This is a genomic window from Roseicyclus marinus (genome assembly GCF_030163795.1).
Classification (GTDB): Bacteria; Pseudomonadota; Alphaproteobacteria; order Rhodobacterales; family Rhodobacteraceae; genus Roseicyclus; species Roseicyclus marinus.
The window spans coordinates 137,475-155,070 of record NZ_JASJOF010000006.1; the positions used below are offsets into that span (position 1 = coordinate 137,475).

Consider the following 17,596-nt stretch of genomic DNA (forward strand, 5'->3'; position numbering starts at 1 on the left):
ACGCCCCCGGCCCCACGGGACTATCTGACCCTCGTGATGCGGGTATGGTGAAAAGGTATCACGAAAGCTTCCCAAGCTTCAGTTACGGGTTCGATTCCCGTTACCCGCTCCAAAACCGGACAGCTGTTGCCCTTGGGCCAGCCCGCTGCGATCCCCGAAAATTCCTTCGGATCATCCTGAACGCGCCGCAATGACGCCGCGATCCCTGTGCACTTTCAACCTGTCGAAACCGCGGGCCCGCTCCTCCCGGCCCGCCCGGTTTTCCCCTCCCTGACCCGACTTCGGGCCGCACCTCCTCCCGGTGCGGCCCTTTTTCCTGTCAAGCACCCGTCCTTGCCCGCGCGATCATCACCGGCACAAGAACCGTCAGAACCAACAGACGAAACACGTGATGCGCCGCGACAAGGGCAGGCTCCAGCCCCGTCTCGACCGCGATCGCCGCCATCGCCTCCACGCCCCCCGGCGCAAAGGCCAACAAAAGCGCCGCCGCCGGCAACCCGATCATCCAAGACGCCACCACCGCGCCCACGGATGCCACGGCACAAGCCACCAGCGTCGTCACCATCCCTGCGCCCAAGGCCGCCCAGATGCCGCGCGGATCAAACCCCCGAAACCGCGTCCCGATCAGCGTACCCATGCATAAAAACGCCCCGATCTGAAGCCATGCCGGGATCACCCCGGGCGTCAGCCCGCTGCCATGCCCCAAGGCCGACACCGCCATCCCGCCCAGAACCAGCGCCGCAGGCACATGCAGGCGCAAGAACACCCAACCGACCGCCAGCGCCGCAACAAAGGTCAGCGCCAGCGCCAGCGGCGCAATCGCGCCGTAATCGGTCAGATAGGCCTGCCCTTCCACCCCCCACAGCGCGATCAGAACCGGCACCGCCAAAGTCAGCAACAACACCCGCACCGTCTGCACCAAGGCCACGCGCGGCACATCCGCCCCAAGTTCCGTGGACAGCGTCAACACATAGCTCAGATGCCCCGGCGTCGCGCACAACAGGGCCGTCATCCGGTCATAGGCGAAGACCCGCATCAACGCTTGCTGCGCCCCCACGATCACCGCCACCAAGGTCGCAACCAGCACCGCCAGCGATATCGGCCAGGTCAGCGCGGTTGCGATCACCTCGGGCGTGACCGTGCTGCCGATCGTCACCCCGATGATCAGGAACACCGCGTCGCGCAGCCGTGCGGGCATCAGCGTCGGCGCCCCCATCAGCGTGGCCACCGATACCGCTGCCGCAGGCCCCGTCAGAACCGCCGCCGGAAATCCGATCAGCCAAAACACCACGGCCCCCGCAGCCCCGATGACCAGCGTCAGTCCTGTCTCGTAGATCGTCCTGCGCATTCCGCCCGCCCGCATGTCCCGTTCGCCCCAGAAACCGCGATTGCGCGCCGGGTTCAAGCGGGCTTGCACCGCCGAACGCCCCGCGCCAAACCATGCGCCATGGATTTGCGCTATCACACGCCCCTCGACGCCCCGGCGCTGCGCGCCCTGGGTATCCCCGCCCCTTGGGGCTTCGGCCTTGCCGACCGCGTCCGCTTCGGCGAGATCGACGCGCTGGGTCACGTCAACAACACCGCCTATCTGCGCTGGTTCGAAAGCTTCCGCCTGCCCTATCTCGCCGCGCGCCATGTCACCGATTACGGCCCCGACAGCCCGCGCCTTGTCCTCAAACACGCCAGTTGCGACTACTTGGCCGAAATGTATCAGGCGATGGATTACGTGGTGACGGGCCGCACGCGGGCCTTGCGCACCACGTCTTTCACGATGGATTACGCCGTCTGGCTCCCCGATCCCGCGGGCGCGCGGCAAACGGCAGCGGGCAGCGCGATCATCGTGCTGCTCGACCGCCACGGAAACGGCCGCCACAAGATTCCCATGGAAGCCCGCGACGCCCTCCAAAGGCTCGACGGCGCCATCCCTGAAAGCGCCTGATCCTTCATCTTCCCCCAAATACGGAACAGCCCGACCGCGCCGCGCGCGTACCGGAGAGAGGTCAACCCTCCCCCCGCGCAAAGGCGACAAGCGCCAGCGTGGAGCCGTCCTTGCCCGCACCATCGGCCTTGCCCGCCAGAACCGGCTCCAGCGATTGCGCCAGCTCCTTGCCCAACTCCACACCCCATTGGTCAAAGGAATTGATCCCAAGGATCACGCCCTCGACAAAAACCCGATGCTCGTAAAGCGCGATGATCCGCCCCAGCATCGCAGGCGTCAACTCGGGATAGACCAGCATGGTCGAGGGTCGGTTGCCGGGGAAAACCCGGTGCCGCGCCTGCCGCTGCAGGTCCCCCCCCTCCAAACCCTTGGCCGCCATGATGGCCAAAGCCTCGTCAAGGCTCCGGCCCCGCATCAACGCCTCGGCCTGCGCCAGACAATTGGCCACCAGCAGCCGGTGATGATGCGCCAGCTCCGGCTCATGCCCCTTGGCCGCCACCAGGAATTCACAAGGCACAACCCGCGTGCCCTGGTGGATCAGCTGGTAGAAGGCATGTTGCCCGTTCGTCCCCGGCTCACCCCAGACCACAGGCCCCGAGGGCAGCGTCAGATCGTGCCCGTCCATCGCCACGCGCTTGCCGTTGCTCTCCATCTCCAACTGCTGAAGATAGGCGGGCAGCCGCGCCAGCCGTTGGTCATAGGGCAGCACCGCCCGCGTCGCATGGCCCTGCACCTGCGCGTGCCAGATGCCCACCAGCGCCAACAGCACCGGCAGATTCTCGGACAGATCGGCAGCCCGGAAATGCGCATCCATCTCGCGCGCGCCTTGCAGGAATTCCCCGAAACACTCCGGCCCCACTGCCAGCATCAGGCCAAGGCCGATGGGCCCCCACAGCGAATAGCGCCCCCCGACCCAATCCTCGAAGCCGAAGACACGCTCGGGATCAATGCCATAGGCGCTCGTACGCTCCACCGCGCTCGACAGGGCCGCGAATTGCGCCGCGGGCTCGGCCACGGCTTTTCCCATCCAATCCCGCGCCGTATCGGCATTGGTCATGGTCTCGATCGTGGTGAAGGTTTTGGAGGCGACGACGATCAGCGTCCGCGCCGGGTCCAGCCCCTTCAGCACGTCATGGATATGCGCCCCGTCCACGTTCGAGACGTAATGGATCCGCGGCCCGTCATGCCATGGCGCCAGCGCAAGCGTCGCCATCGCCGGACCCAGATCCGATCCCCCGATCCCGATATTGACCACATCCGTATAGGATCCGCCCGCGCCCTTGATCTCGCCCGACCGGATCTTGTCGGCGAATGCCGCCATCCGCGCCCGCGTGGCCAGAACGCCCGGCATCACGTCCTGACCATCGACAAGGATCGGTCCCGCCTCGGCCCTCAGCGCCGTATGCAGCACCGCGCGTCCCTCGGTCTCGTTGATCTTGACCCCGGAAAACATCGCGTCGCGCCGCGCCTCTACCTCCGCCGCCCGCGCCAGATTGATCAGCCCGGCGAACACCGCATCGTCGATCTGCGTCTTGGAGAAGTCGAACAGCATGTCGTCCAGACGCCGCGAAAACCGCGTGGCGCGGCTGTCATCTTCGAACAGCGACAGCATGCTGCGCCCTTCGACCTTCTTGGCCAAGCCCTTGAGATCGCTCCAGATCGCGTCCATCACCCTCACTCCGCCCAATGCACCACGGCCTGCCCCAGAACGGCGCGCACCGGCGCCTCCAGGGCGGGCAGATGTTGCGCCTTTTCCAACGCGGCGCGCTTTTCCGCACCCGTGATCAGGATATGCAGGCTCAACGCGCCCTTCAGCACCGGCGCCGTCAGCGTGATCCGCGGCTCGGCCGCGCCTTCGGCCCGCATCGCCATCAGGGGCGGCGCATCCTCGGCCAACGCAGCCTCCAGATTGTCCGCGCCGGGAAACAGGCTCGCGGTATGCATGTCCGCCCCCATCCCCAACAAGACGACCGACAGCGGCAGATGCGGCTCAAGCCCTTCGGCCAAATCCTCGATGCAATCCTCGGGCCGCTCCACTGCTGCGTAAAGCGGGATCAACGTCGCCGCCGAGGCCTTTGACACCAATAGTCTTTTGCGCAACAGCCCCGTGTTTGACCTCGGGCTGTCCTCGGGCACCCAACGCTCGTCGTTCAAGACAACCGACACCCGGTCCCAATCCAGCGCCTGCTCGCTCAAAAGGTCGAAAACAGGCCCCGGCGTCGTGCCCCCCGGCACGCTCAAACTCGCCCGCTCGTTCAGGCGCAGCGCCTCGGCCAGATCGGCGGTCAACCGGTCGGCCAACCCCAGCATCAGCAGATCGCGGTCGGGATATTCGATCAGGTCCATCTCAGATCTCCCGCCAGCGGCGGTTGTCGCGATGCATCAGGATCGCCGCTTCCTCCGGTCCCGAACTGCCCGCGTGATAGGGAACGGGCCGGTCGCCCCGCGCCTCCCATGCGGCGATGATCGGATCGGTCCAGGCCCAGGCGGCTTCCACCTCGTCGCCGCGCATGAACAGCGTCTGGTTGCCCCGGATCACATCCATGATCAGCCGCTCGTAGGCGTCGGGAACATCGGCCACTTCCGGCCCAAGGGCATCCGCGAAACTCATGTCGAGCGGCACGTCGATCAACCGCATCCCGCCCGGCCCCGGCTCCTTGATCGTCACCCGCAGGTCGATGCCCTCGTCGGGCTGCAACCGGATCGACAGGACATTGGCCCGGTTGCCCGCATCCGCGTCAAAAATCGAATGCGGCGTTTCCTTGAAATGGATCACGATTTCCGACTTGCGCGACCGCAGCCGCTTGCCGGTCCGCAGGTAAAACGGTGTCCGGTTCCAGCGCCAGTTCGAGACATGGATCTTCATCGCGATGAAGCTTTCGGTGCGGCTCACCTCCGCCTCCGCATCCTCCAGATAGGAGGCGTGATCGCCCGATGCCCGATACTGCCCGCGCACGATATCGACAGGCGCGACCGGGTCGAGCGCGCGGATGACCTTCAACTTCTCGTCGCGCACCGCATCGGGCTCGAACCGCGCCGGCGGCTCCATCGCGGTCAGACACAGGAGCTGCATCAGGTGGTTCTGCACCATGTCCCGCATGGCCCCGGACTTGTCGTAATAGGCCCCGCGCCCGCCAACGCCGACCTCTTCGGCCACCGTGATCTGCACATGATCGACGTATTGCGCGTTCCACAGCGGCTCGAACAGCGTATTGCCGAACCGCACGGCCATCAGGTTCTGGACCGTTTCCTTGCCCAGGTAATGGTCGATCCGGTAGATCTGCGCCTCGTCGAAATGCGCAGCCAGCGTCGCGTTCAACTCCCGCGCCGTGCCAAGATCACGGCCAAAGGGCTTTTCCACCACGATGCGCGCATCCTTGCGCGCGATCTCGAAATGATGGAGCCGCTCGGCCAGAACCCCGAACAACGCCGGCGCGACCGAGAAATAGAAGGCCTGCACCACGTTGTCGCGCATCGTGGCCCGCAGATCTTCCCACCCCGCCTCGCCATGGGCATCGACCGCCACATAGCTCAACCGCTCCAGAAACGCCTTCAACCCCTTGGGGTCGCGCTTCTTGGCCGGAAGGAAGGTCTCGATCGCCTCGCGCACCTGCTCGGCAAAGGCGGCATTGTCCTGCTCGGTCCGGGCCGCGCCGATGATCCGCGCCTCGGGGGGCATCTGCCCGTCGCAGAACCGCCGGTACAACCCCGGCAGGATCTTGCGCCGCGCCAGATCGCCGGTGGCTCCAAAGATGACGAGGTCGAACGGATCGACCGGAATGACACGCGAAACCATGATCGCCTTTCCCTGCCGGACCGCCTCCACACGCGCAAATCTCACGATTTGTTAGCGCTAACGGAAGCCTTTCCCGCCAGATACACCCTGCCCGTGCCCCTGTCTAGCAAAAGGCCCGCCCAACGCACAACCGCAGGCCCAAGTCAGCCGGTCATCGCGCAGAGCAACTCGAACATCACCGACGCACCCAGCCATGTCGTGATCCCGCCGGTGTCAAAGGGCGGCGCGACCTCCACCAGATCGGCCCCGATGATGTCGAGCCCCCGCAGCGCGCGCACACATTGGATCGCCTCGAAACTCGTGGGCCCTCCCACTTCGGGCGTCCCCGTTCCCGGCGCATAGGCGGGATCGACGAAATCGATGTCGAAACTCACGTAGCAGGGCCCATCCCCCACGATCTCGCGCGCCGCCTGCATCACCGCGGGCCAGCCCATCGCGACACATTCCTCTATCGGCACGATCCTGACGCCGCGGTCCCAGCCATACTGGAAATCCTCGTTGTTGTAGGACGTGCCCCGCATCCCCGCCATGACGCAGCGCGCGGGATCCAGACAGCCTTCCTCGATGGCCTGCCGGAACGGGTTGCCATGGGTCAGCACATCCCCGCCGAAATAGGGCGGGTAAAGGTCGGTGTGACTGTCCAAAAGCACGAGGCCAAAGGGTTCCCCCCGCGCCGCGCGCAATTCGCGCAAAACCGTCAGCGTGCACAGATGATCGCCCCCGACCATGAAGGGCCGGATATCCTGCGCCAACATTCCCCTGACAAAACCCTGCGCCGCCGCCAGCGCCGCATCCTGATCGACCGGGCTCATCGCAACATCGCCCAGATCTGCTATATTGAGCGCCCGGAACGGCTCCTGACCCGTCGCGCGGTTGCGTTCCCGGACCATGGTCGAGGCGTCGCGCAATCCCCGCGGCCCATGCCGCGCCCCCGGCCTGTTCGAGGTCGCCCCGTCCCACGGAAGCCCGAAAATCCCGATATCCACCTCCCCCCGGCGCGGATGGTCGGGCGGCAGATAGGGCAGCCGCATGAAACTCGGCACACCCGCGTAGCGCGGCAATTCCGTGCCCGAAGGCGGCTGAAAGAACGGATCGGACATCAGGGGCACCTCGGGTTGGGTTCAGATCACGCTACCTCCCGCCGCGCGGCCCGTCCATGGCCCGTCTAGGCCCCGCCCTCGGCCTCTTCCTCCTCGGCCATCTGCCGCGCCCACATCGAGGCATAGCGCGTCCCCCGCGCCAGCAATTCGTCATGCGTGCCGCGCTCCACGATCTCGCCCGCCTCCAGAACAAGGATCTGATCAGCCTCCACCACGGTCGACAACCGGTGCGCGATGGTAATTACGGATCTACCCTGCCCCATCATCCGCAACTCGTTCTGGATGTCGCGCTCCGTTTCCGTGTCCAGCGCCGATGTCGCCTCGTCCAAAAGCAGGATCGGCGGATCCTTCAAAAGCGTCCGCGCGATGCCGACACGCTGCTTCTCGCCCCCAGACAGCTTCAGCCCCCGCTCGCCCACGGCCGTCTCGTAGCCCTCGGGCAAGGAGAGGATGAAATCGTGGATGCGCGCGGCCTTGGCGGCGGCGACGATCTCCTCGTCCGTGGCCCCAGCCCGGCCATAGCCGATGTTGTAGCGGATCGTGTCGTTGAACAGCACCGTGTCCTGCGGCACCACCCCGATGGCGTCATGCAGGCTCACCTGCGTCACGTCGCGCAGATCCTGCCCGTCGATCAGGATTGCCCCGCCCGTCACGTCGTAGAACCGGAACAGCAACCGACCGATGGTCGATTTTCCCGACCCCGACGGCCCGACCAGCGCCACGGTCTCGCCCGGCTTCAACGTGAAATCGAGACCCTTCAGGATCGGACGGCTTGGGTCATAGGCAAATCGCACGTCTTGAAACCGCACCTCGCCGCCTGCCACGCGCAGATCGGGCGCGCCGGGCTTGTCCGCGATCTCGCGCGGCTGCTCCAGCAGGTCGAACATCTCGCCCATGTCGACCAAGGCCTGCCGGATCTCACGATACACTGTGCCAAGGAAATTCAGCGGAATGGTGATCTGGATCATGAAGGCGTTGACCATCACGAAATCACCGACCGTCAATTCGCCCTGCTGCACGCCGATGGCCGCCATCACCATGACGATGACAAGCCCCGCCGTGATGATCAGCGATTGCCCGAAATTCAGCACCGCCAGCGACAGCGCGGTCTTGATCGCGGCCCCCTCGTATCCTTCCATCGCGCGGTCATAGCGTTCCGCCTCGCGGGCTTCCGCGCCGAAATACTTGACCGTCTCGAAATTCAGCAGGCTGTCCACGGCCTTCTGGTTGGCATCCGTGTCCTGCGCGTTCATCTCGCGCCGGATCTTCACCCGCCATTCCGTCACGGTGAAGGTGAACCAGACGTAAAGCACGATGGTGACGATCAGGACCAACATGTAGCTGAGGTCGAAATAAAGCCCCAGCACGATGGCCGTCAGCAGCAATTCCACCAGCAGCGGCCCGATGGAAAACAGCATGAACCGCAGCAGGAAATCGACGCCCTTCACCCCGCGCTCGATGATCCGGCTCAATCCGCCCGTCTTGCGCGTGATGTGATAGCGCAAGGACAGCGCGTGGATATGGTTGAAGGTTTCGAGCGCCAGTTGCCTGAGCGCGCCTTGCGCCACGCGCGCGAACACCGCGTCGCGCAATTGCTGGAACCCCACATTGGCCGCCCGCGCCACGCCATAGGCCACAGTCAGGCCCACCGCGCCCAAGCCCAGCAGGAAGGCGGGGCTAACAAAATCGCCGCCAAGGCTGTCGACGGCGTATTTGTACAGGAACGGCGTCCCGATCGAGATCAGCTTGGCCAGGATCAAAAAGCCCATCGCCGCAACGACGCGCTGCTTCACCCACGGCTTGTCCACCGGCCAAAGATAGGGGGAAACCTTCCGGATCGTGCGCAGCCCCGACCGCCGCTCATCGGCATCGGCGCGCGCGGCAGCGGCAATTTGCGAAGGATCCCGGCCTGTCTTGGCCGCTTGTCTGTCTTGTGCGCCGGTATCGGCTGCGCGTGTGTCGGCTGGCATGGTCTGTCCTTGCGGGCGTCTTGCCGACTACCTATGCCCCGCCGCCGGGAATGGCCAGAGGTCTGCCCCTATTGCCCGTCCCGCGGCAGATCGGGCAGCGCAAAGATCTGGCCCGGAAAGATCAGATCCGGGTCACGGATCCGGTCGCGGTTTTCCTCGAAAATCTGGACATAGCGGATGCCCTCTCCGAAATTCGCCTCCGCGATCCCCCACAGCGTGAATCCCTGCTGCACCGTGATCACCGTCGCACCCGGCGCGACCAGCATCGGGTTGCCCGCGATCCGCTCGGGATCTTCGCGCAAAAAGGGCGTCTCGACCGTACCCGTCACCTGCCCATCCGCGCCCAGCTGTTCCAGCCGCAGCGTGTAGGTGCCCGGATCGACATCGGGCAATTCGAGGCTCCATTGACCGCCCGCCCCGACCTCGCCCGACGTGATCGGCTGGTTGTCCAAGGTCGCGCGCACCGCGCCCTCGGCAGGCGCGCGACCCGCCAGCGTGACCTCGCCCGCCACATCATACGTTATGGCATCGAGCCGCAGGGCGCTCGGATCCTCGGGCGCGCCACCCGAACCCTGCAGGACACGCAATCCCCCCTCATCGGCCAAGATCACGGCCGGGGCCTGCGGCGCGGGCACGGTCTCTGGCGCTGGGGCCGCACCGGCCGCAACCTCGGCAAGCGCGCCCGCCGCCTCGACCTCGGGGGCAGCCTCGGGGACGGCCTCCTCAAGAACCGGCGCAGCGCTCGTCGTCTCGCCCAGACCCGGCGCCTCGGGCGGCGTCACGGGCACATCCACCGCCGCGACCGCCGGCAAGGCGAAGGGCGCGATGATCGCGGTCCCCTGCCCGTCCAACTCGGTCCCGTCCTGCAGCACGGCGCGCAGCGCGAGGATCCTGGGCACATCGGCGGGCGGCAGCGTCAGGATGGCGGCGAATTGCCCGCCCGCATCGGCCGTCACCGTCTCGATCGGCATATCGTCAAGCGTCAGCGTCACCGCAGACCCCGGCACAGACCGCCCCGCGATCACCGCGCCGCCCTCGGCATCGACCCGCACAAGGTCGAACCGCGGCCCCTCAGGTGGCAGCGCGACCTCGGGCGTGGCTTCCGCCACCGCCGCCTCGGGCGTCTCCTCGGCCTCCGGTACGATCTCCGGCGCAGTCTCCGCCGCACCCTCGGTCACCGTCTCCGGCGCGCTGTCGACCACTGCTGCCTCTTCCGGCGTCTCGCGCAGCACCGCGAAACCCACCGCCGCCGCGATCAACACGCCCGCCAGAGCCGCCGCCCCGGCGATCGTCGACACACCGCTCGCGCCGCCCGCGGCCTGTCCCGTGTTCTTCTGCTCCGCCATGGATGCGCTGTCTCCCTGTCCGGGTCACCGGGGGACAGGCGAACGCCCCACCCCGGCAGGCCCCACTCCGGCAGGACCATTCCGCGCCGCTTGAGCGCCCCGCCCTTTGCGCCTATCAGGTGATAAAACCCGTTCAAGTGCAAGGGATACCGATGCAAGGCCTTTCCGTCTGTGTCTATTGTGGCGCGCGCCCCGGCACCGATCCCGCGCATATGGAGGCGGCCACCGAACTGGGCCTCAGCCTCGCGGGCGCGGGCCTCCGCCTCGTCTATGGTGCGGGCGATGTCGGGCTCATGGGCGCCGTTGCCCGCGCGGCGCAGGCCGCGGGCGGCCGGACCTTCGGCGTCATCCCCACCCATCTCATGGCTTGGGAGGTCGGCAAACGCGACCTCACCACCTTCGTCATCACCGAAACGATGCACGAACGCAAAAAGGTCATGTTCATGAACGCCGATGCCGTGGCCGTCCTGCCCGGCGGCGCGGGCTCGCTCGACGAATTGTTCGAGGTGCTGACATGGCGCCAACTCGGCCTGCACGCCAAACCGGTCTACCTCCTCGACGTGAACGGCTATTGGCAGCCGCTTCTGGCGCTCATCGACCACGTGATCGCCCAAGGCTTTGCCGATCCCACCTTGCGCGACTACCTCACCGTGGTTCCCGACGTGCCAGCCCTCATGGCCCATCTCGCCCCCGCCCCCTGACCCCGTAAACGAAAACGGCCCGCCACAAAGGGCGGGCCGCATCGCATCATGACCTTCGGGGGATCAGAGGCGCGAGGCCACGTTTTCCCAGTTCACCAGCTTGTTGAGGAAATTCTCAAGGTAGGCGGGCCGCTTGTTGCGGAAATCAATGTAGTAGGAATGCTCCCACACATCGCAGCCCAACAATGCCGTCTGACCGAAGCACAGCGGGTTCACGCCGTTCTCGGTCTTGGTGACCTTCAGACCGCCATCGACATCCTTGACCAGCCAGCACCAGCCCGACCCGAACTGGCCCGCGCCCGCCGCCGAAAACTGTGCCTTGAACTCGTCGACCGACCCAAAGCTTTCGACCAGCGCCTTTTCCAGCTCGCCAGGCATCCCGCCTTCGCCCGGACCCATCATTTCCCAGAACTGGTTGTGGTTCCAATGCTGGGACGCGTTGTTGAAAATGCCGTTCTGCGCGACAGCACCGGCCTGATAGGTGCCGGTGATGATCTCTTCGAGGGATTTGTTCTCCCACTCGGTGCCCGCGATCAGCTTGTTGCCGTTGTCGACATAGGCCTTGTGGTGCAGGTCGTGGTGATATTCCAGCGTCTCGCGGCTCATGCCCAGACCGGCCAGCGCGTCATGGGAATAGGGAAGATCGGGAAGTGTGAAAGCCATGTGTCGGCCCCCCTCGTTGTTGGTTGTCGGTTGAGGCACAGATGGAGGTCGGACCGGGGGGGCGTCAACCCCACGCCCTTTATCCTCCCCGAAAAACTAAAGCTTTCCGGCTCAGCCGTGATAGCCGACCGTGCCGCCCTCGCGCGCCGACATCGCCAACAGATCAAAGACATACCGCGCTACCGACCGGAAACAGATCACCCGCGCCTCGTCCCCGGCCTCAAACCAGATCGCGCCCGCCACCTGCTGCAGCCGCGTGCGCCGCATCTCGCCAAGGCCCAAGGCCCCGATATCGGCGGGCGTGATCTTGGCCAGCACGTCGCGGATCGCACCCGCCTCGCCCGTCACCGAAAACATCGCCCGCGCATCGCTGATGTCGAGCGCAAGGTGATGCTGCCCCGTCAAAGCTTCCGACAGGTCAAAGGCGATCTTGCCCGCCTGATCGGCGGCGCACAGGATCAACACCTCGTCAGGCGACATCCACGCCACGGCGCATTCCTTGCCCGCGCTGATCTTGCGCTGGGCGGGCATCTCGGCCCCCGTCACCCGCGCCACGGCCTTCGCCGCCGCCGACAGATCGGCGCGCAGGCTCACCATCCCCTGCCGCCCCATCTCGCGGATCGTGACAGACCCGCCCACCGACAGCCCGTCCAACGCGCTCACCGAAAACTCAGACATTCTGCTTCTCCCCCTCGGGGTCATAGAAAACCGGGCTGACGATCCGCGCCTTGATGGTCTTGGGCGCCGCGCCCTTTGCGGCGGGCTTGGTCGTGTTGAACGCGATCACCTCGCCCATCCGGTCGGGTCCGTGCCGCACCAGACCCATGGCGATCCCCCGCCCCAGCGTCGGCGAAAAATAGGTCGAGGTGACGCGCCCTTGCGTGTTCCCCTGCCCGTTCTCGTTCACGCCCTCGTCCAGCGCATAACTGCCATCGGGCAGAACCGAGCCATCGAGCGTTTCCAACCCCACCAGCTTCCAGCGCTCGGGGTCGGCCATATGGCTGCGCTCCTGGGCACGTTTGCCCAGATAGTCGTCCTTCTTCTTCGAGATCGCCCAATCAAGCCCCAGATCCTGCGGGATGACCGTGCCATCGGTCTCGTCCCCGATCATGATGAAGCCCTTCTCGGCCCGCATCACGTGCAACGCCTCGGTGCCATAGGGTGTCGCGCCGAATTCCGCGCCCGCCTCCAGAAGCTTGTCCCAGAACGCCCGGCCCTGGCTGGCCGGAACCGCGATCTCAAAGGACAATTCCCCCGAGAACGAAATCCGGAAGACCCGCGCGTCAAAGCCGCCGATCCGCCCTTCGGCCCACCCCATGAAGGGCAGCGCCTCTTTCGACAGGTCGATATCCGCCCCGATCTTGTTGAGAAGCGCCCGCGCTTTCGGCCCAACGACTGCGATCTGGGCAAAAGCCTCGGTGACATTGGCGGTATAGACCTTCCAATCCCACCACTCGCACTGCAGCCAATCCTCCATATGCGCATGGATCCGATCCGCGCCGCCCGTCGTGGTATGCACAAGGAACGTCTCCTCGTCCAACCGCGCGACCACGCCGTCATCCATGAGAAACCCGTTTTCGCTGCACATCAGCCCGTAACGACATTTCCCCGGCTTCAGGCTGCTCATCACGTTGGTGTAAAGCATGTCCAGAAACCGCCCCGCATCCGGTCCCTTGACGATGATCTTGCCCAGCGTCGAGGCATCGAGCAGCCCCACGCCGTTTCGAACCGCCAAGATCTCGCGGTTCACGGCATCCCGGTGGCTCTCGCCCTTGCGCGGGAAGCAATACGGCCTGCGCCAATAGCCCACGGGCTCGAAATGCGCGCCGTTGTCCTCGTGCCAGCCCTGGATCGGCGTGCGCCTCAGCGGTTGGAACAGCGCACCGCGCGCCTCGCCCGCGATCGCCCCCATCGAGATCGGCGCATAGGGCGGCCGGAACGTCGTGGTCCCCACCTGCGGGATCTCCGCGCCAAGCGCGCCGGCCAGAACCGCAAGCCCGTTGATGTTGCTCAGCTTGCCCTGATCCGTCGCCATACCCAGCGTTGTGTAGCGCTTCGTATGCTCGACGCTTTCATAGCCTTCGCGCGCAGCCAGCTGCACGTCCGAGACCTTCACGTCGTTCTGGAAATCGAGCCACATCTTGGCACGCTTTTTCGGCCCCGCCTTGGCGGGCATGATCCAGACCGGTTCGAGCTTTTCCTCCTCCGGGACGGAAACTTTAAGGAACGCCTGATCGCTCACCGGCATGTTAAGGTCTTGCAAGGATTTGCGCGTCGAATTTAACGCATCCTCAAGGGTTTGGCCTGCGTGTAAAGCACCATTGGCCGCGCCCGCGCAGATCACGAACCCCTCGCCATTCTGGTCGGTCGGCGGCTTGTCGGGATCGGGCCTGAAAAAGGAATTCTCTTTTTCCCACAACAGCTTGCCGCCACAATGCGACCACAGATGCACGACCGGCGACCAGCCACCGGACATGGCGACCGCGTCGCAGATCACATCCTCGATCACCTCACCCGCGCCATCCTGACGGCAAAGCTGTGCCGCAACAACGCCGCGCAACCCTTTGATATTGCTTATTCCCATTCCGGCCAAAACCCGGATGCCCCGCGCCCTCACGGCCTTGGGCAGCGCCCCCTCAGCCCGCGCGCGCGCATCGACGACGCAAGGAACCGTCAGGCCAGCCTCCGCCAGCACCAGCGCCGTCCGGTAAGCGTCGTCATTATTTGTAACGATTACAACGCGTTCTCCCGGGGCGCTCCCGTAATTCACGACGTGATCCCGCACCGCCGAAGCCAGCATGACCCCAGGCTTGTCGTTGCCCGCGAAACTCAGCGGCCGTTCCAAAGCCCCCGTCGCCGCGATCACATGGCGACTACGGATACGCCACAACCTGTGGCGCACCACATCATCTTGTGGCGCATGATCGCTGACCCGCTCATAGGCCAACACGTAGCCATGGTCGTAAACACCCGCCACCATGCAACGCAGGCGAAGATGAATATTCTCCATCTTTTCAAGCGTATCTACGGCGTTCTTGATCCAAACTTCCGCAGGCTGCCCCTCGATCTCCACCCCATCCACCGGCGCGCGTCCGCCCCAATGGGCGCTCTGCTCGCACAAGATCACCTGCGCCCCAGACCGTCCCGCTTCAAGTGCGGCCTGCAATCCCGCAATGCCGCCGCCCGCGATCACGAGATCGGTGTGCGCGTAGAATTGTTCATATCTATCAGGGTCTTGAAGTTTCGGATCGGGCGCCTTTCCCAATCCGGCAGACTGTCGGATGAAGGGTTCAAAAACGTGTTTCCAGAAGGGGCGCGGATGGATGAAGGTCTTGTAATAGAAGCCCGCGGGCAAAAACCGCGGGATCAGCGCGTTCACCTCGCCGATATCCCAGCTCAGGCTGGGCCAATGGTTCTGGCTAGTGGCTTGCAAACCTTGGAAAATCTCGGTCGTCGTCGCGCGCTGGTTCGGCTCGTGCGTCTTGCCTTTGCCCAGGTTGACCAGCGCATTGGGTTCTTCGACCCCGCTCGCGACCACGCCGCGCGGGCGGTGGTATTTGAACGACCGGCCCATGATCCTTTGCCCCGATCCCATCAAAGCCGAGGCCAGCGTATCCCCGGCAAAGCCTGTCAACCTCTTGCCGTTGAACGAAAAAACGACGCGCTTATCGCGGTCGATCAGGCGGCCACCCTTGGGCAAACGCAGGCTCATGACAGGCTCCAGTCGGGACGTTTGGCGCGGATCGCCGCCACGATGTCTTGCGGCGGTTCGGGGGTTTGCGCTGGATAGGTTCCGAAAACCTCCAGCGTCGCGGTGCAGCGCGCGGCGAGAAACCACTTGCCGCAACCCATCGCGTGCCGCCAGCGTTCGAAATGCACGCCCTTGGCATTGTGTCGCAGGAACAGGTAGGCCTCGAAATCCGCGTCAGCGGAACCGGGGCCAAAGCGCTTCAGATGCGCCTCGCCACCGGGCGCAAGCTCCGTCTCGCAGGCGTCGATGCCGCAATAGGGACAGCGGAATGTCAGCATGAAATCTGTTCCTTTTCAGGGTCTTGCGCCACATCCAGCGGCAGCGCCGCATCCAGCACGGCCTGCACCTCCGCCTTGGTCATCGCGGCTTTGGCCGGGTCCGCGGGCGCGTAGCGGTCCTTGGTCGTGCCCCAGTGATGCTCGGCATAGATCACACCCGGCCCGTCATAGCGCGGCCCGTCCTTGTGGCGCGGGATGAAGGTATAGGCCGGCAGGATCCGGCAATCTTTGAGCGTGAAACGATGGCGTTCCATGAAACCGCGCAGGAACAGGTTGCCGACCGACATCCAGGGCTGGTCCGCCTTGGCCGGATCGGCCCCATAGGCTGCATGAATCTCACCGATCGTGCGCGCCAGCGTCTGCGTCCCGGGCGCGGAGGCAAGCCACGGCGTCACCCGGCATCGCCCGATCGGATAGGTCTCGTAGCAGGAATAGGTCACGGCCTCGCCGAAGATCGGATCGCAAGGGCGCAACGCCTCGAAATCGGCGCCGGGGATGAAGCCGCCCGTCTCGAACAGGATCTCGTAACGCATCAGGTCCGCCACGCCTTCGAGCCGGCCGCGCCGGAAATATTCGGCCATCAGCCGCTGGTTCCTCCACCGCCTGCCGGACAGATAGGCGTTGTCGTAGAGCCGATACTCCCAATCGGGATGATGGTCGCGCCATGTCTGCATCCAGTGCAGCGGCGGCGGCCGTTCCCCGATCCAGATATGGGCAAGCCGTCTGGGAATGGCTGGGATCAATGCGCCACCCCTGCCGCCACGGATTCGTCGATGAACCGCCCTTCGCGGAAACGGTCGAGCGAAAAGGCATCGGCCAAGGGCGAATGCCCCTTGGCCATCAGTTCCGCCATCGCCCAGCCCGAGCCCGGAATGGCCTTGAAGCCGCCCGTTCCCCAGCCGCAGTTGACGAAAACACCCTCGACAGGTGTTTTCGAGATGATGGGAGAGCGGTCGCCCGTCATGTCGACGATACCCCCCCACCAGCGCAGCATCTTGAGCCGCGAGATGATCGGGAAAGTCTCGATCAAAGCGCGCACAGTCTCCTCGACATGGTGGAAAGATCCGCGCTGCGTGTAGTTGTTGTAGCCGTCCGCACCGCCGCCGATCACCATTTCGCCCTTGTCGGACTGGCTCATGTAGCCATGGACGGTGTTGGCCATGACGACCACGTCCATCACCGGCTTGATCGGTTCCGAGACCAGCGCTTGCAACGCCACGCTCTCGATGGGCAGCCGGAATCCCGCCCGCTCGGCCATGACGCCGGAATGGCCCGCCACCACGATGCCGAGCTTGCCGCAGGCGATAGGGCCCCTCGTCGTGTCGATGCCCACGACCTGGCCGCCCTCGCGCTGCACGCCCGTCACCTCGGTCTGCTGGATGATGTCCATCCCAATGTCCGAACAGGCCCGCGCATAGCCCCAGGCGACCGCGTCATGACGCGCGGTGCCGCCGCGCGGCTGCCACAGCGCGCCAAGAACAGGATAGCGCGGCCCGTCGAGGTTGATGATCGGGCACAATTCCTTGACCCTGCGGGGGCTGATGAATTCGGTGGCCACCCCTTGCAGCGCGTTGGCATGGGCCGTGCGCTGGTAGCCGCGGATCTCGTGCTCGGTCTGGGCCAGCATCATCACGCCGCGCGGGCTGAACATGACGTTGTAATTCAGGTCCTGGCTCAGCGTTTCGTAGAGGCTGCGCGCCTTTTCGTAGATCGCCGCCGACGGATCCTGCAGGTAGTTCGAGCGGATGATCGTGGTGTTGCGCCCGGTGTTGCCGCCGCCCAGCCACCCTTTTTCGATCACGGCGACATTGCGGATGCCGTGGTTCTTGCCAAGGTAATAGGCCGTGGCAAGCCCATGCCCGCCCGCGCCGACGATCACCACGTCATAGCGTGCCTTGGGTTCGGGACTGCGCCAGGCGCGCTCCCATCCCTCGTGGTGACGAAAAGCCTGGCGCGCGATGGCAAAGGCGGAATAGCGACGCATGTGTTGCGGCTCCCTCTGGCTCTGTGCCTGATGTGGGACAGGACAGTCCCGAACAGGATACCAAGGCC

Annotated in this window: 15 protein-coding genes and 1 tRNA gene; 3 read left to right on the forward strand and 13 right to left on the reverse strand. The window is 65.2% G+C overall.

The genetic code is table 11. From position 1 onward, the window contains the following. The first annotated feature begins 38 nt into the window (after positions 1-38). Positions 39-112 (forward strand) — tRNA-Gly (locus QQK63_RS11060). A gap of 207 nt (positions 113-319) precedes the next feature. Here the strand turns inward: QQK63_RS11060 and QQK63_RS11065 are convergent. After that, the gene (locus QQK63_RS11065) at positions 320-1,348 is read right to left on the reverse strand and encodes an AbrB family transcriptional regulator (protein ID WP_277822711.1); all 1,029 of its coding nucleotides are present in this window, start codon (positions 1,346-1,348) and stop codon (positions 320-322) included. 99 nt (positions 1,349-1,447) lie between these two features. Between QQK63_RS11065 and QQK63_RS11070 the strand changes: the two genes are divergently transcribed. Then, positions 1,448-1,939: an acyl-CoA thioesterase gene (locus tag QQK63_RS11070; RefSeq protein ID WP_277822713.1), complete on the forward strand. Its 492-nt coding sequence runs from the start codon at positions 1,448-1,450 to the stop codon at positions 1,937-1,939. A 61-nt stretch (positions 1,940-2,000) separates the two neighbouring features. Here QQK63_RS11070 and pgi read toward each other — a convergent pair whose 3' ends face one another. From pgi to QQK63_RS11100, 6 genes are all read right to left on the reverse strand, one after another. Further along, a complete protein-coding gene (pgi, locus tag QQK63_RS11075) occupies positions 2,001-3,608 on the reverse strand; it encodes a glucose-6-phosphate isomerase (RefSeq protein WP_277822715.1) in 1,608 nt (535 codons plus the stop codon). Positions 3,609-3,613: 5 nt separating this feature from the next. Further along, positions 3,614-4,285: a 6-phosphogluconolactonase gene (pgl, locus tag QQK63_RS11080; protein WP_277822717.1), complete on the reverse strand. Its 672-nt coding sequence runs from the start codon at positions 4,283-4,285 to the stop codon at positions 3,614-3,616. Between the two features lies 1 nt (position 4,286). Then, positions 4,287-5,735, reverse strand: coding sequence for a glucose-6-phosphate dehydrogenase (gene zwf, locus QQK63_RS11085; RefSeq protein WP_277822719.1), 1,449 nt, complete (start codon positions 5,733-5,735; stop codon positions 4,287-4,289). Positions 5,736-5,878: 143 nt separating this feature from the next. Continuing rightward, the gene (locus QQK63_RS11090) at positions 5,879-6,835 is read right to left on the reverse strand and encodes an agmatinase (RefSeq protein ID WP_277822721.1); all 957 of its coding nucleotides are present in this window, start codon (positions 6,833-6,835) and stop codon (positions 5,879-5,881) included. Between the two features lie 65 nt (positions 6,836-6,900). Further along, positions 6,901-8,805, reverse strand: a complete 1,905-nt coding sequence (locus QQK63_RS11095; RefSeq protein ID WP_277822723.1) for an ABCB family ABC transporter ATP-binding protein/permease — start codon at positions 8,803-8,805, stop codon at positions 6,901-6,903. 68 nt (positions 8,806-8,873) lie between these two features. Beyond that, on the reverse strand, positions 8,874-10,151 hold the full coding sequence (locus QQK63_RS11100) for a LysM peptidoglycan-binding domain-containing protein (RefSeq protein ID WP_277822725.1): 1,278 nt from the start codon (positions 10,149-10,151) through the stop codon (positions 8,874-8,876). Between the two features lie 152 nt (positions 10,152-10,303). Here QQK63_RS11100 and QQK63_RS11105 point away from each other — a divergent pair, with 152 nt between their 5' ends. Next, entirely contained in the window at positions 10,304-10,852 is a 549-nt protein-coding gene (locus tag QQK63_RS11105; protein WP_277822727.1) for an LOG family protein, read from the forward strand. Positions 10,853-10,915: 63 nt separating this feature from the next. On the opposite strand, the gene QQK63_RS11110 is transcribed toward QQK63_RS11105, so the two are convergent. The 6 genes from QQK63_RS11110 to QQK63_RS11135 form a co-directional block, all read right to left on the reverse strand. Beyond that, entirely contained in the window at positions 10,916-11,515 is a 600-nt protein-coding gene (locus QQK63_RS11110) for a superoxide dismutase (protein ID WP_277822729.1), read from the reverse strand. Between the two features lie 111 nt (positions 11,516-11,626). After that, positions 11,627-12,193, reverse strand: a complete 567-nt coding sequence (locus tag QQK63_RS11115; protein ID WP_277822731.1) for a sarcosine oxidase subunit gamma — start codon at positions 12,191-12,193, stop codon at positions 11,627-11,629. After that, positions 12,186-15,227 (reverse strand): sarcosine oxidase subunit alpha family protein, encoded by a 3,042-nt coding sequence (locus QQK63_RS11120; RefSeq protein ID WP_277822733.1) that lies wholly within the window; start codon positions 15,225-15,227, stop codon positions 12,186-12,188. The genes QQK63_RS11115 and QQK63_RS11120 overlap by 8 nt, the downstream gene beginning before the upstream one ends. Beyond that, positions 15,224-15,544, reverse strand: coding sequence for a sarcosine oxidase subunit delta (locus tag QQK63_RS11125; RefSeq protein ID WP_277822735.1), 321 nt, complete (start codon positions 15,542-15,544; stop codon positions 15,224-15,226). Before QQK63_RS11125 ends, QQK63_RS11120 begins: the two co-directional genes overlap by 4 nt. Next, entirely contained in the window at positions 15,538-16,287 is a 750-nt protein-coding gene (locus QQK63_RS11130) for a glycosyltransferase family 32 protein (protein WP_277822737.1), read from the reverse strand. The genes QQK63_RS11125 and QQK63_RS11130 overlap by 7 nt, the downstream gene beginning before the upstream one ends. Continuing rightward, positions 16,284-17,528 carry a sarcosine oxidase subunit beta family protein gene (locus QQK63_RS11135; protein WP_277822739.1) on the reverse strand — a complete coding sequence of 415 codons (1,245 nt, stop codon included), beginning with the start codon at positions 17,526-17,528 and terminating at the stop codon, positions 16,284-16,286. Before QQK63_RS11135 ends, QQK63_RS11130 begins: the two co-directional genes overlap by 4 nt. Between the last annotated feature and the right edge of the window lie 68 nt (positions 17,529-17,596).

Excerpts from the sequence above, each read along its gene's own strand:
- QQK63_RS11065 (WP_277822711.1), bottom strand. The coding sequence starts at position 1,348 with ATGCGCAGGACGATCTACGAGACAGGACTGACGCTGGTCATCGGGGCT.
- QQK63_RS11070 (WP_277822713.1), top strand. The coding sequence starts at position 1,448 with ATGGATTTGCGCTATCACACGCCCCTCGACGCCCCGGCGCTGCGCGCC.
- pgi (WP_277822715.1), bottom strand. The coding sequence starts at position 3,608 with ATGGACGCGATCTGGAGCGATCTCAAGGGCTTGGCCAAGAAGGTCGAA.
- pgl (WP_277822717.1), bottom strand. The coding sequence starts at position 4,285 with ATGGACCTGATCGAATATCCCGACCGCGATCTGCTGATGCTGGGGTTG.
- zwf (WP_277822719.1), bottom strand. The coding sequence starts at position 5,735 with ATGGTTTCGCGTGTCATTCCGGTCGATCCGTTCGACCTCGTCATCTTT.
- QQK63_RS11090 (WP_277822721.1), bottom strand. The coding sequence starts at position 6,835 with ATGTCCGATCCGTTCTTTCAGCCGCCTTCGGGCACGGAATTGCCGCGC.
- QQK63_RS11095 (WP_277822723.1), bottom strand. The coding sequence starts at position 8,805 with ATGCCAGCCGACACACGCGCAGCCGATACCGGCGCACAAGACAGACAA.
- QQK63_RS11100 (WP_277822725.1), bottom strand. The coding sequence starts at position 10,151 with ATGGCGGAGCAGAAGAACACGGGACAGGCCGCGGGCGGCGCGAGCGGT.
- QQK63_RS11105 (WP_277822727.1), top strand. The coding sequence starts at position 10,304 with ATGCAAGGCCTTTCCGTCTGTGTCTATTGTGGCGCGCGCCCCGGCACC.
- QQK63_RS11110 (WP_277822729.1), bottom strand. The coding sequence starts at position 11,515 with ATGGCTTTCACACTTCCCGATCTTCCCTATTCCCATGACGCGCTGGCC.
- QQK63_RS11115 (WP_277822731.1), bottom strand. The coding sequence starts at position 12,193 with ATGTCTGAGTTTTCGGTGAGCGCGTTGGACGGGCTGTCGGTGGGCGGG.
- QQK63_RS11120 (WP_277822733.1), bottom strand. The coding sequence starts at position 15,227 with ATGAGCCTGCGTTTGCCCAAGGGTGGCCGCCTGATCGACCGCGATAAG.
- QQK63_RS11125 (WP_277822735.1), bottom strand. The coding sequence starts at position 15,544 with ATGCTGACATTCCGCTGTCCCTATTGCGGCATCGACGCCTGCGAGACG.
- QQK63_RS11135 (WP_277822739.1), bottom strand. The coding sequence starts at position 17,528 with ATGCGTCGCTATTCCGCCTTTGCCATCGCGCGCCAGGCTTTTCGTCAC.